General features: G+C 53.6%; 9 protein-coding genes. 4 read left to right on the plus strand and 5 right to left on the minus strand.

Features of this window, described 5'->3' with window-relative positions; genetic code table 11:
• Positions 1–51: 51 nt before the first annotated feature.
• Both GOW93_RS19900 and GOW93_RS19905 read right to left on the minus strand, forming a co-directional pair.
• Entirely contained in the window at positions 52–753 is a 702-nt protein-coding gene (locus GOW93_RS19900) for an IS6 family transposase (protein WP_170387996.1), read from the minus strand.
• A 281-nt stretch (positions 754–1,034) separates the two neighbouring features.
• On the minus strand, positions 1,035–1,940 hold the full coding sequence (locus GOW93_RS19905) for a sulfotransferase family protein (RefSeq protein ID WP_170387998.1): 906 nt from the start codon (positions 1,938–1,940) through the stop codon (positions 1,035–1,037).
• A gap of 493 nt (positions 1,941–2,433) precedes the next feature.
• Between GOW93_RS19905 and GOW93_RS19910 the strand changes: the two genes are divergently transcribed.
• Together GOW93_RS19910 and GOW93_RS19915 are read left to right on the plus strand one after the other, a co-directional pair.
• Positions 2,434–3,420 (plus strand): sulfotransferase family protein, encoded by a 987-nt coding sequence (locus GOW93_RS19910; protein ID WP_254443694.1) that lies wholly within the window; start codon positions 2,434–2,436, stop codon positions 3,418–3,420.
• A gap of 439 nt (positions 3,421–3,859) precedes the next feature.
• Entirely contained in the window at positions 3,860–4,939 is a 1,080-nt protein-coding gene (locus GOW93_RS19915; protein WP_170388002.1) for an O-antigen ligase family protein, read from the plus strand.
• Positions 4,940–5,066: 127 nt separating this feature from the next.
• Here the strand turns inward: GOW93_RS19915 and GOW93_RS19920 are convergent, their stop codons facing one another.
• Positions 5,067–7,481 (minus strand): glycosyltransferase family 4 protein, encoded by a 2,415-nt coding sequence (locus tag GOW93_RS19920; protein ID WP_170388004.1) that lies wholly within the window; start codon positions 7,479–7,481, stop codon positions 5,067–5,069.
• Between the two features lie 399 nt (positions 7,482–7,880).
• On the opposite strand from GOW93_RS19920, the gene GOW93_RS19925 reads away from it, so the two are divergent.
• Positions 7,881–10,043 (plus strand): right-handed parallel beta-helix repeat-containing protein, encoded by a 2,163-nt coding sequence (locus GOW93_RS19925; protein WP_170388006.1) that lies wholly within the window; start codon positions 7,881–7,883, stop codon positions 10,041–10,043.
• A gap of 96 nt (positions 10,044–10,139) precedes the next feature.
• Here GOW93_RS19925 and GOW93_RS19930 read toward each other — a convergent pair whose 3' ends face one another.
• Both GOW93_RS19930 and GOW93_RS19935 read right to left on the minus strand, forming a co-directional pair.
• Positions 10,140–11,603, minus strand: coding sequence for a lipopolysaccharide biosynthesis protein (locus GOW93_RS19930; RefSeq protein WP_170388008.1), 1,464 nt, complete (start codon positions 11,601–11,603; stop codon positions 10,140–10,142).
• Between the two features lie 704 nt (positions 11,604–12,307).
• Entirely contained in the window at positions 12,308–12,976 is a 669-nt protein-coding gene (locus tag GOW93_RS19935; protein ID WP_170388010.1) for a recombinase family protein, read from the minus strand.
• 389 nt (positions 12,977–13,365) lie between these two features.
• On the opposite strand from GOW93_RS19935, the gene GOW93_RS19940 reads away from it, so the two are divergent.
• Positions 13,366–14,337: a UDP-glucuronic acid decarboxylase family protein gene (locus tag GOW93_RS19940; RefSeq protein ID WP_170388012.1), complete on the plus strand. Its 972-nt coding sequence runs from the start codon at positions 13,366–13,368 to the stop codon at positions 14,335–14,337.
• The last annotated feature ends 13 nt before the right edge of the window (positions 14,338–14,350 follow it).

Genomic DNA, 14,350 nt, shown 5'->3' on the forward strand with positions numbered 1-14,350 from the left:
GGTGTTGTCACTTTAACTTCGAACCCACCAAGAAATGCTGATGATCAGATTTCAAGCTGCTCCAGTGGCGGCAATCCAGGCGTCAAGCGCTTCGAGACGGTGATATCTGATTGTTAAGGCGGAGCGACGGCGTGCAGGGACACTGAAGTAATTCCGAACGGCTGAATGGGTAGCCACGAACCGCTGTAATCCTCCTGGAGACCGATGGCCTTGCATCGTCCGTTCTCGCTTTCGAAACGGTAGATGGCTGTTTTCGGCGCGGTTGTTGAGACCTTTGTGCGACCAGTGATCTAGACCCGGCGCGATCTCCCGCTTGGTGGCGCTATATGAGCGCAGCTTGTCTGTGATGATTCTCTTGGGAATGAAACCAAGACGCTTTATCAGGTTGCGCAACAGTCGTTTTGCAGCTCGTTTGTCCCGTTTCGGTTGGAGTATTTCGTCCAGCACAAAACCATGTTGATCGACCGCGCGCCAAAGCCAATACTTGCGACCAGAAATTCTCACAACAACCTCATCGAGATGCCAGACATCGCCGGGACGGTCCTGTCGCTGTCGCAATTTGCGAGCGATCTGCGGCCCGAACTTGATGACCCAACGCCGGACAGTCTCGTAAGACGCGTCGACCCCACGCTGCAGCAGCATCTCTTCAACTTCGCGCAGGCTTAGATTGAAACGGGCGTACAACCAAACTGCATGGGCGATGATCTGAGGGGGAAACCGGTGACGCTTGTAGCTGATAGGCGATGAATTCATCGATGCCACCTAGGTCCTAATCCAGACAAGAGCAACCGAACGGCGGCTAACGTGACATCACCGTACCAAGAGTGCGCACCAGCGTAGTACTGACCCGTGGCATGGACACATCAACGGGCTTGTGCCGCGCGGTCTTGAGGCGTTCTGACAGAGTCGTGGGACTTACCGCATCAATGTCAATGCCGGTTTTGCTCCAGCCTTCGGCGAGATTGGCGATGAAGCGCCCGGCTTGCGGAGACGGGGATACACTGGCGACACGATACGGATACGTTGAGGAAAGCTCATTGGGCTGCCTCCTGGGACTGCGGAAGATTGGGAGAGGATGGCTCTGGCATCCAGATTGCGCGAGTTTCGGGAAAGGTTTCGGCGCAGCCGTCATAGACATCGGCCAGTCGTTGCCGCAGAAGAGAACGGGTCTCGGGGCGGACGCTTTCGGTCTTGGCATGGGCATTGACCCGGCGCTTTGCCAGATCGGGACGCAGGCCTATTCCGGCGAATGAAGACAGACGTTTCAGGCCTTCTGCTTTAAAGAGCGTCTCGTAAAAGCCGAAGAATATATCCTCTTCGGTCAGCACTTGGCGCAGGGCGGCAATGCTGCGCGGGTAGTCAGCCCGCAGCCGCTCCTCCGGTGTACCTACATAGGCCAGCACAGCAGCGTCTAGGTCGCCCTTTTGTGGCACTGCCTCGGTTCGCAAGCCTTTGCGACGGTTCATCTGGGCTGCAGAAATACAACGTGCCACCGGGTCGCGCATCAAAAACATGGCCTGTACCGAAATCCCTCGCCGGGCGAAACCGTCTCGGATACGTTCCAGCACAGAAACTGGCAGCCCCGCGTAGGCGGGAGTGATGTCCCCGGTCAGATGCACCCCGGGCTGATCCAGCAGTCCGGCGAAGAAATCGAAATATCCTTCAATATCATCCTGCAGGCGACCACGCACCTCTTCCACCGAGGGCGCTTTGCCCAGGATGCGGCGCAGCTTTGCCTCTGCGCCATTGCGCAAGGCACTGCGTCCCCGATGGTCGAAAGATGCCATCTCAGGCAGGTGCAGCACATCCCAGACGTGGTATTCTTTGAGCGGCCCCAGATCGACACCGGGATCGGCTTGTAGATAAGTATGTGCCCAAGTCGAACCTGCTTTTTGTGCGCCAAGTCCCAGCAGAAACCGTTTCTGTCCGACCCGTGTCATGAAGCCCGCGCCTTGTTATCACTGTCTAACGTTTGGTCGCCTCGATCAGCGTTGGGGTCGCGGACCTTTCTCCATCGCAGCGCCAGCTTGAGCTTGGTCATCGGTTCCATGGTGATACGCACCGGCCGTTCAGCAAAGCTCCTATGCGATCTCCTAAAAAGATCGTCCCGCTTCTGGGGCAAGCGCCGATAAAAACCGGTCGAATTAAAAATGGTTCGGTCATAGGCCAATCATGCGGTTAAGTAGATCCACAGTCAAGCTACGTCAGACTGGGCAAAGTAATGAGTACGGGCCATCGAGGATGGTCACGTTCTCGGCTATTTTATGTCAAAAAACGGTGTTGTCACTTTAACTTCGAACCCACCAAGAAATGCTGATGATCAGATTTCAAGCTGCTCCAGTGACAACACCAACGCGGACTAAAGATTGACTAATTGGGAGCTGCCGCTAACGTTTCTGTTGTTGTATTGGATTGTTTGGATTTGACGAGTTGATGTGTGGATACTCAGGACCACTGTTCCTAGTGGGAAGTCCGCGGAGCGGAACCAAGCTGCTTCGCGACTTATTGAACAGGCACTCTGGTATTAATCTATGCAATCCCGAAACCCATTTCATTCCGTACTTATTTCAGAAACATGGCGGTGATCCCAAGAGATTTGACGCAAATCTTGATCGGCTATTTGCCGATTTTGACCGGATGCCTTTTCAACTTTATAGCCGAACGATGGGAAAGTCGGTCATGAACCGTACGGATTTCGAGCAATTACGGTCTGCGCGAACATGGAATGATGCATTCGAAATTATTTTGCGGTTTTATTCGGCTGACGGAAACGGCGTGAAAGGTCTTTGGGGAGACAAGACACCATCCTATGTGCTGGAAATGGATCTTTTGAAAGAAATTTTTCCGACTGCGCGGTTTTTACATATCATCCGGGATCCCCGAGATGTGGTTGTGTCCGCAAAAAAGGCATGGGGTCACAATGCATTACGGGTGGCGCGCAAGTGGGTGCGCGACATGAAGGCGGCCCGTCAAAGCGCGTGTAATCTTGGGAAAGATTATCTGAGCGTCTATTATGAAAACCTTCTTATAGATTCAGAAACGGAGCTGAGGCGAATATCCGAGTTTGTTGAACGGCCTTTTGAGGAAGTCATGATGACACTGGCTGTTCCATCCGAGAACCTTGGCAACGCTAAAGGAAAGCGGAAGATTGACCGAGGCAATTTCGGTAAATACCGCCAGGTGCTAACGCCGGGGCTTCAGAAACGGGTAGAAGAGATTGTCTATGACGTGATCGATACTACTCCCTACGAATTGGAGTACGCAGAACGCCACAAGCCGTTGTCGCCGACTATGTTGACCTATCTTAACATAGCGGATGGTGTAAAAACTGTAGCACATTTATTGCGCAGGCGGGGGGTAGTGGACGGTACTCGGGTCATGGTCGGAAGAAGGATTCAAAAAAAGCGTAACTCGCACTGAGTTTTGCATGGATCGGCTGATGGAACGCGAAAGGTGTCTGCTGATGGTCGATGGGATTAAACTTGCGCAGCCAGCCACGCTGGCAGGGTTCGGATGTGGTGCCATTATTATCATGTTGATAATCGGCGGGGGGGCATTTGAACTGATAGCGCTGATGGTTCTCGGAATCGTAGGCACGATCATATTGCGTTCGCCCTTGGTAGGCTTGTCGATGCTGATAATAATGATCGTTTCGAACCTTTCGCCTAATCTGATCGCTGGGTTTGGGGCTCCCTCTGTTGCCAAGCTTGCCGTCCCCTGCCTAATGACCTTACTGATCCTGCGTTATGTTTTGTGGGGGGACCTTCCTTATGTCGGCTGGCTTTCCATGTGGCTTTTGGCTGGGTATGTGGCGTTCAATCTGTTTGGCGTGACCTATGCGGCCGATTGGCGTGTGACATTGGGAAACTCCGCCGATTTCACCAAGGTGGTGATTGTCTCTCTGATTGTTCTGGCATTCATGCAATACCGGTATGGTTTTGAGACTGTCGTGATATCGTCGGTTGTGACAACCACCATGATCTGCTTTTTGGGATTCATTCAGGTGCTGGGGGTTGAATTGCCGTCTGGCATCCAGCTTTTCTCAAGTTTCAATGAATATCATGGCCGTTTCGAAGGTCCGATCGGAGACGCCAACTTTTTTGCGGTCATTCTTGTGTTCAACATACCGCTGGCGCTGGCGCAGTTTCTTCGATCCGACAAACTCTACAAAGTTTTTTGCTGGGGGGCGGCAGCAGCTCTGTTGTTGTTTGGGCTTCTGCTAACGCAATCCCGGGGAGGGATTCTCGCTCTTTGCGTCGCCTTGGGGATTTTGTTTTTTCAACTTAGCAGGCGCCAGAAGTTGGCCGCTATCGTTGGTTTCGGCATTTTTCTGACGTCGGTTTCGACTTTTCTGGGAGCCGAAGCCTTCGAAAGGCTCTTCACCCTTGTTCGGCTGGCGGAAACGGCCCAAATCGACCAAAGCGCGGAGGGACGGCTTGCAAGCTTCCAGGTGGCTTGGAAAATTTTCATCACTCATCCTTGGGGGGGGGTCGGCAGCGGAAACTTTAACATTCACTATCAGGATGTTGCCTTACAAAGCGGGTTGATCTTTCGAGGTGAAGGTCGCTCAGCACATAGCCTCTATCTGGAAGTTTTAGCGGAAACAGGATTGGTCGGACTTTTCCTTTTCCTGTCGATCCTTATTGTGGCGGCCCTCGGGATAATCGGGGCCTATCGATTTGCACGTGCACAGGGGGAAGATCGGCTAGCGATGCAAATCGCAGCGTTCGGTGCGGGGCTTTCAGGATACATGGCTGGCATGGCGCTTTTGCATGATGCGTTTCCAAGGTTTCTTTGGATTATGATTGTCTTAAGTGTCGAGGCTGAGCGTATTATGAGACTGAGGCTCGCATCGGACAAAAAGGCTCAGCGTCATCTGGGAAAATTACGTCTAACGCATGAGCTGAGAACTGGGTTAGGCCGGAGGAGTACGGGTTGAGCGATACGCAAGTTGGGGCATGAAGTTCCCATTCTATTAGGTTGCACCTAGGTGGGGCCGTAGAGTGTTTAATAGTTGATTGGTGCCACTGCGCTGTAGTCCAAGAACCAAATTGGGCCTTCGCGTGTCATTTTTGACTGTTATTAGTTCGGACTATGCCACCCAGAACGGGCTTTGGCTCAAATTTACGATATCCACTTAATGCGGAATAGGCCAAAATCAGACTCTCCGCAGTCTGCCGGATATCGAACCGTTTGTGAATGGTTTCGACGGCATGGGCTCCGAGATCGTAGCGCAATTCTACGTTTGTACCTAAGTCGATCATGGCTTGTGTTAATTCTTCGGGATCATCAGGTGCGAACAATTGACCGTTGCGACCGTGCTCAATCAGGTCTTCCGTCCCCCCAACTCTTGATGCCACGATAGCTAATCCGGAGGCCGAGGCTTCGAGCAGGGCGTTGGATAACCCTTCGCGTGCGGAGGGAAGTACAAAAATCTCGCATGCCCGTAGATAGGAGGGCATGTCATCGACATGCCCGAGAAATTGAACACCGTCCTGTTTCAGCAGGTGGGCCGGAACGTCTTCAGCTTCGCTGCCGATAGCCTTGAAGCCTGACGTGGTGTCTCTGTTGGCACCTGCGATAAGCAGCATTGCATCCGGGCATTGCATCCGAACCCGGTGCCAAGCCTCCAGCAGCAACGGCAACCGTTTTTGCCGCGCGAAACGTCCGGCGAACAGAAATAGGGTTCCGTTGGGAAGGCCGAGTTTCTGTTTGAGTTCAGCTTTCTCGTCCGGCCCACTGCAGGGGTGGAACCGCTCAGTATCGACCCCGTTGGGGATGCGCAGGATTTTCGACGCCGGGAATCCGAACTGCTGCAGTTCCGCCTCGATCTCGCTGCTCACTGCCACAAAACGGGACACCCTATGCTGCATGGCGAACCGCCGCAGATTGCCCCCTGTCTTCTTCATGATCGACGCTACCTCACCGCCGCACATCGGTTTCGCAAGCAGAGGTCGACCCGAGAAACCTCCGCTCAGAATTCCCGCTAAGGTCGGGCTGAAAGTCGAGTGGCAGTGAACGACATCGGGAGCGTATTGGCGGACGGCGCGCGCGGCACCGGTCAGGAACCGAGCCGAGGCAAGAATCTTAGGGCCGTCGGCGCGAATACGCTGCACCTCGACATCTTCGATCAGTTCGAACGCGGACAAACCGGGATAACGACGCGTGATGACGCGGACCGAATGCCCCTTATTAATCATGAGGCGCGCCAACTGCGCCACCTGTTTCTCGGCGCCACCGACGATTGGGTGATAGGACGAGATCACCATGCATATCCGCATACCCGTCTGCCCGTTTGCCCTGTCTGGAACTAGCGTGTCTGTACTGGCTGGCTGTGAATGGGCCTGCACTGTCGAGGTGACCTGCCGGGCCAGAAGCTCCTCCCATTCTTGGACCATTCGACTGCGGTCGAAAAGTTCTAGCGCCCTTTGCCGTGCAGCAAGGGCCATATCAGACATGAGTCCAGGAGAGGACAGAAGAGTATCAAGGGCCATCGCCATCTCATCAGGAGCACCGGGCGTGACCAATAGGCCACCGGTACCGGTATCAATGGCTTCGGTACACCCGTCTACCGTTGTCGAAACCGGCACGCAGCCGCTGGCCATCGCTTCCAGCAGAGTCAGGGGCAATCCTTCCCAATGCGAACTCAGCGCATAGATATCCACCGCCTGAAAAACGGTTGCGAGATCAGTCTGCCAAGGCAGCAGATGCACGTTCTCCAGCCCTCGCAGGTTACGTTCGACCTCCTTGTGCAGGCGACCTTCGCCTGCCATGATGAATTGAGCGTCCGGATGTTTCGGAGCTACCTCACGGAGGGCCGCAACATAGTCATGCGGCGCCTTTTGCGGCTCTAGCCGACCGAACCAGCCGATGATCGGGCGCGTGGGGTCCAGCCCAAGCTGCTCCGCCACGACGTCCCGCCGCCCTGCGGGCTGAAACCGGTTCGTATCGATACCGGTCCGGATCACTTGGATGGCGTTCGGCGCTACCACCCGGTTTCTCAGAGTTTCCTGACGGGCATATTCGGTGATGGCGACCAGCTTGCCGCCGAACCAGCCCCCGACAACCTCAAGCGCCCAGTAGACTGGCGCTTTGCGTCCCTGGACCCGCCTGAGGAATGGCATCGAAGCCTGCACATAGAAGGCCGGGCGTCCCAAGATACGGCCCGCCAAACGACCGATGAAGCCAGCCTTGCTACCATGGCAGATAAAAACATCAGCCCCGCACTCGCGCGCCACTTGAATCACATGCCGTAGAACACGCAGATCGCCCAGGGGATCGATCTTGTAGCGCGCCATCGCGAACACTTCGGCACTCAGCCCCACAGCGGCGAGCTCGGTTGCGTAGGCTTCGGCGCCCTCTGAAAGACAGATTGTATGGGACTCAAACCGCTCCTGATCCAGCGCAGATAGAAGCATTTTGTTATAGAATGCTATGCCGCCCGTCGATTTCGTGAGAGCGAGAATCTTGATTTTCTTCATTCCAATACCCGTTGAACACTAATAACTGATCAAAATTCGCCAAACAAAGTTCTCACATTTGTGCAGCCGTGAATTGTTGAGACTGCCTTGGGTCGCATTTTTACTTCGCGACTTCGGCTTACTTTAGCCTACAATCACCTTTATGCGGCAAAAAATTGCTCAATACGCACCAATACACCCGAATTTGGCAACAACCCGCACAAAATAGCCACCGCCAAGACAAATTTCGCCGATACCTTGCTTGGTGTTATCGAGCTGACGGTTTTAAATATGTTCCATGGCGTATAGGCAGCGCCGCGCATGTTGGGATGCATGCAGTCCAAGGGGCACCACTCAGCGCCCTAATGAAACCAATACAAGGGACGAACACGTTCCTGTTGAGATCGAGAAGGAATTCAGATGGCTGAAGATCTGACCAGCGCCGACTTGGCGTTTGAAGGCGCGCAGGGTTTCGGCTCTGAAGCGGATGGCGGCCGAGGCGGTGAAATAGTCAAGGTCACGACCCTTGCGGATTCGGGGCCAGGATCACTCAGATGGGCTCTCGAAGAGCTCGACGGACCGCGGATTGTGGTCTTCGAGGTGAGTGGTGAAATCCAGCTTGAGGATGCGATCGAGGTAAACGGAGATGTTACCATTGCCGGTCAGACCTCGCCTGAAGGCATCACGATAACGGGTGCCAAGCTGCGTATTGTCGAGAGCGACGTTATCGTCCGCGGGTTGCAATTCCGCCCGGGCGACGGTGATGGCGACGCGCCGGAAAACCGGGATGGAATCTCGATCGGCAGCGACACCCAGACTGTCGAAAATGTCATCATTGACAGCAATTCCTTCAGCTGGTCGATCGACGAACTGATCTCGGTCTGGTTCGGCGCGAAGAACATTACCATCTCCAACAACATCTTCTCAGAGGCATTACAGAGCTCGCTGCACCCGGAGGGTGATCATTCGATGGGCATGTTGATCGGTGATGGCAGTTCGAACGTAACGGTTGTTGGCAACTTGCTGGCGCATAACCAGTTTCGGAACGCCACCATAAAAGATGATGTTCAAAATATCGAATTTATCAACAACTTGATCTACAACTACGGGAACACCGGTTTCCTCGCTCACGAAGGATCAACAGCCCACATAATCGGCAATGTCTATATTGCGGGCCCGGATTCGGTAGATCGCGCGGCCATTCTTCTGAAATCACCGGAGAGTGGTACGGCCTACTATCTCAATGATAATGTTGCGGAAGTCGATGGGACTGCCCTGTCAAAAATTTCCGACAGCTATGTATTCGAACCGAGCAATGTCACTGTAATGTCCTCGGACGAAGTCATGGACTATGTCCTGGCGAATGCTGGCGCACGTTATCCAGAGTTGAGCCCGATTGATGAACGGATCATTCAATCGGTGATCGACGGAACCGGTAGTATCATCGATTCCCCTGACGATGTGGGCGGGTATGTGTTCGTACCCAACACCACAGCGCCAAGTGATCGCGACGATGACGGAATACCGGACTACTACGAGGAGATCCTCGGTTCGAACCCGGATGTGTTTGACGCACATGGCGATGCCGACGGCAATGGTGTGCACAATATCGAAGATTACATCAATGGCTTGCTCGACGGGTATGCTGCGGATACGCAACCTGCCCCCGCTCCTGAAACAGAACCGACAACTCCACCTGCGGACGCTGATGGTGTTGCTGCATACCATATCGAAGCTGAGAGTTTTGACCTGAACAGCGGATTTTCCGTGTCTTCAATTAGTGGCGCATCTGGTGACAGCGTGATCGGTGTGAAAGGCGGAGGAAGTGGTGAAGCATCAACCGCGTTCGACGGAGCAAGCGGTACCTATGATTTCACCATCGGGTATTACGACGAGGCTGACGGCGCGTCGAACCTATCTGTCCTGGTAAATGGAAAAGTCATCCATAACTGGACGTGGGATCAGGAGCTGGGCTCAAATCTCGCGAACGGTTTGACCGCCAGCGAAATCACCATTTCAAACATCCAGCTGAATTCCGGTGACGTGATTACGTTCTCGGGAACGACGGACGGGAAAGAACCGCTCAGGATCGACTATCTGGATCTTGTGCAGCTGGACGCTGACACAAGCGAAGAGGACGCCTCTCTGCCTACCCCAGTAGATGGCACCGTAACCTATGTAGTCGAAGCGGAAACGCTGGACCTCGAAAGCGGCTGGAAAGTTAGGGATAATTCGGTTGCTTCTGGCGGTGAGCTGATCAGGGCCGTCGGGAAAGGGCAAGCAAAGGCGTCGACCGCTTTCGAAGGCGAAACAGGCTTCTATGACATCGTCGTCAACTATTTCGACGAATCCGATGGCGAGAGCATTCTTAACGTCAGTGTCGGTGGTGAAGCCGTCGACAGCTGGACCTGGGACCAGGAAACCGAACAGAAACTTGCGGCCCCTGACAGTCTGACAAGTTATGTGATCGAAGATGTCTGGATCGAAAACGGTGAGCTCATCGCTTTTGAAGGGACCCCCGATGGCGGTGAACCTCTTCGCATGGACAGCATTGAATTCTACTCGGATTTAATGATTGCATAGCATCAGCATTTCTGGGGCAAAGCCTGCCGGCCTGAACGGACACGGTATGCTCTGATCCAGAAGATAGCTTTAACCAATGGCGGGCTGGGTTCTATTTTAGGCCCTGCCCGCTTTCCGTATCCAACGCTGCGCAATCTGCTGAAAGATTTCCGGGGCCATGATGCGCAACGACACCAAAAATGCTGTGGCAAAAGCTGCACCCATCATGATGAGCAGCGCGAGGTCGCTGTTTGTATTTGAGGCACTTTGAACAATCAGCGCCATAACGGATGCTGTTGCCGTGCAAACAGCGCCGGGCACCAGTGCTTTGAATGTGTTTCGCCCAGAGATATCCAGCCTGCTTTTCAGGAACAGGTAGAATGTCATAAATCGTATTACCGACAGGACCACTTGAATGAAGGCGACTGCCGTTATTCCGAATGGGACTGAGAACCAAATTAGCACCAAGAAAAACGGCAGGTTTATAAGAGCAATCTTAAACATAAGGTCGGTCCGCCTGATGGCCTTGAGAAGATCGCCTGGAACCATGTTAATTGTGCCCACTGCAAATGCGACGGCTATAAGCTGCATGGGCACGATCATTGCATACCATTCTTTGGGATAGAGTACATGCACCAAAGGTTCTGCAAGAACTGCTATCCCCGCCCCAGCCCCGAACATCAGAAGAGCACAGTATTTCAAGGAGCCGTAATAATAAGCCTTGAGCGCCTCAGGTTCGGATTGCATTTTTGACATGATGGGATGAAGGACGAAGCTTGTGACATTCGTGAAGCTCTTGATCCCAAGTTCGGGAATGCGGAATGCCAGCGAATAGATCCCTAGCGCGGAGGTACCTAGGACTTTACCGACCAGCAGGTTGTCCAGAAGCCGCCGTGTGGCATTAATGGACTGCGCACCTATCAGATGCGCCCCAAAGCGCGCGATGTATTTGAAGGTGTCTAGACCGGGGCTACGGGTCGGCCACCAAGGTCTTATGATCCATGTTGTAATAGCTCCGGCGACGACTCCAGCAAGATGCCCCAACACGAGCGACCAAACACCAAAGCCCAGCAACGCAAGCAAGATCGAAACAAGCCCTTTGACCAGCCCGCGCAGCACGTCCGGAACCAGCTTGGCCTTGAGGCGCAATTCCCGAACCAGAAAAGTTCCGTTTACTGTGGCCAGAGCCCGCACGATCAGCGCAATGGCGATAAGGGGTAGAAGGTCGGCAAGAAGAGGATCACCGTACCAGTCGGCGATTGGCCCTGCAGTCAGCCAGAGCAATCCGGCCAGAGAGCTTGAAAACAATAGGCCACACAGGAGAACCGCACTGGCAGTCTCTTCCACTTTTTCACGTACGGAAATAAGCGCGGCGCCCATTCCGAATTGCGAAATGATCTCGAAATATCCCATGACGGCCAAGCAAATAGCCATGGTTCCAAACTCTGCGGGCTCAAGATACCAGGCAAGAATAACAATCGATATAAGATTGAGGCCCTTAGTGCTGAAAAAAGAAAGGTAAGCCCAGAAGACATTTCTGACGCTATCGCCTACGTTGTCGGGGCGTGCTGTCTCGACCATCCGAATACACTTTCAACCTGCGCTATATGCCGCAAGGCACTCTTATAAAAAATAATCACACCAATACGCCGATAGCACGGATTGGGTATATTTGTAAGCACGTTGCAGGTTCTTCTACCTGTGTGACCTGCCTTTGGAGGGGAAGAGCGCACCGGGCGATAGGGCGCCAAGAGGGCATGCATCTAGTGAAACGACCCAGAAGTTGTCATGAGCTCAACCAACCTCCATGGCGTAGTTTCTGCGTGTCAGTGCAGATGCGGGGTTATGTAAGCAAAAGATGCACCTCTCGCACTGAACGGGTCTATTGCTGTGTTCAGAAGTCAGAGAGTCAAGAATGGCAACAGGCGACCGAAGCTTAGAAATTCTGACTGACAGGATAAGGTGATTGTGTGACAAAATGAAATACACTTAAAGATCGACCTTGAGCTAATCTTCCAACACTACTGTCTTTTTCGTTCTCCCACCACCAGAGCCATCGCTGGCACACCAACTTCTGGTAAGGGAGTGTACTCCTTTGCGTTGCCAAACACAGTATTAGCAATGGAGCTTGCACGACCATGTGCCTGAAAAAATATCTGATCGGTTTGTTCACGCCATTTTGGTCGCCAAGTTCCAAGTGCGGGCAAATTTAAACTCGTAGAAAAGATCATATGGGCAAGATTTCAGCCCAAAAGTTTTATGGAGCTTCTCCGACCAGATATTCATTAAGTCCCGGATTTTCCGCGGGCAACACCTTCGCGCTTTGCAATAGCCAGCACGGTATTCTTGGAGATCCCGAGGTCACGGGCGATCCACCGGTATGAACGGCCCTGCTCGATCAATGCTATTACCTCAGGAGCAAGACGGTCCGACTTTGGCCGTTGGCCGGGTTGGCGACCAAGCTTCTTGCCGCGTGCTTTGGCAGCGGCCAGGCCGGATTTGATGCGCTCGCTCATGAGGTCGCGTTCGAACTGGGCGATGCCTGCAAGCATGGTGGCCATCATCCGGCCATGGGGGCTGTCGAGTTCAAAAGTCATGCCACTCATGGCGACGACTGAGACGTTCCAGCCCGCCAGCTGGTTCAGTGTATCCAAGAGATCCTGGGTGGACCGGCCCCACCGGCTGAGTTCGGTAACCAGAACTGCCTCAATTTTGCGAGCCTGTGCGAGGGCCATGACCTGGTTGCGGGCATGGCGATTGGTTTTGGTGCCCGAGATGGTCTCTTTATGAATGCCGATCACCTCATACCCGGCCCGACCGGCAAAATCCGTCAAATCGGTGATCTGCCGTTCACAGGATTGGTCCGAGGTTGAAACACGCGCATAGATCACCGCCCGCCTTATCTGGGGGGGCGGTTTTTGTCCCAATTGAACTGGTGCGGTTTGAGCGGTCATAACGGCTTGTTTTTATTGATCTGCTTTTTGTCTCTTTTGGTCATTTGATTAACAGGGACAGAGTCAAATACCAAGACGTCAATTTCTAATACCCCACAAGCCCCCAAAAGCGCCCTTTCCAAAATCTGCAACGGAAAGCACCCGCTCTGCCGCGCAGGTATAAAGTTTTCCGCATTTCCTCAGCATGGCGGGTTGGTATCGTCATGTAAGGTTGCCAAAATATGATGGCTGTTGCGGTGCAACCACCCAGCTTGGATCAACGTCAAAATGGTTGAAAACCATTTCTGACAAGGCGCTTAATCAGTTCTGACCCCGCCCCGGGAATGCGCAGCCGCTTGCTATAGAGTGCAAAATCTGTCTTTTTTAAAATAATAAATTTGAGGTATTTTATGACACGCTCCTATGACAGCCGGAAACGTATTCTGGTTACCGGCGGTGCCGGATTTCTGGGTTCTCACCTCGTTGACCGCCTGCTTGAACGGAAACACGAAGTCCTTTGCCTGGACAATCTGTTTACCGGCACCAAGCGGAATATCGACCATCTCCACAACCATCCACGGTTCGAATTCCTGCGCCATGACGTGACATTCCCCCTTTATATTGAGGTGGATCAGATCTTCAATCTGGCCTGTCCTGCCAGCCCGATCCATTACCAGCACGATCCAGTACAAACGACCAAAACCAGCGTTCACGGCGCGATTAATATGCTGGGGCTGGCCAAGCGCCTGCAATGCCCGATCCTGCAGGCATCGACCTCTGAAGTTTACGGCAACCCGAATGTGCACCCGCAGACCGAGGACTATTGGGGCAATGTCAATCCGATCGGGCCGCGCTCGTGCTATGATGAAGGTAAGCGTTGCGCTGAGACCCTGTTCTTCGACTATCACCGCCAGCACAATCTTGACATCAAGGTGGTGCGGATTTTCAACACCTACGGGCCGCGCATGCATCACGCCGACGGGCGGGTGGTTTCGAATTTCATCGTTCAGGCCCTGACCGGCCAGGACATCACCATTTTCGGCGATGGCTCGCAGACGCGGTCGTTTTGCTACGTGGAAGATCTGGTCGAAGGTTTCCTGCGCATGATGGACAGCGGCCCGGACGTCACCGGACCGATTAACTTGGGCAACCCCGGTGAGTTCACCATGCTGGAACTGGCCGAAAAGGTACTGGAACTGACCAAGTCACATTCGAAGATCGTGTACCAGCCGCTGCCGCAGGATGATCCGCTCCAGCGTCGGCCAGACATTTCCCAAGCGAAAGAAAAGCTGGACTGGGAACCCACAGTCGCGCTGGAGGACGGGCTGAAAAGGACCATCGACTATTTCCGGCACCTTGTGAAAGAGATCGGTCTGACCTGACGGCGCGCCCGCA

This window comes from Ruegeria atlantica (assembly GCF_013032455.1).
In the GTDB taxonomy this organism is placed as follows: domain Bacteria; phylum Pseudomonadota; class Alphaproteobacteria; order Rhodobacterales; family Rhodobacteraceae; genus Ruegeria; species Ruegeria atlantica_B.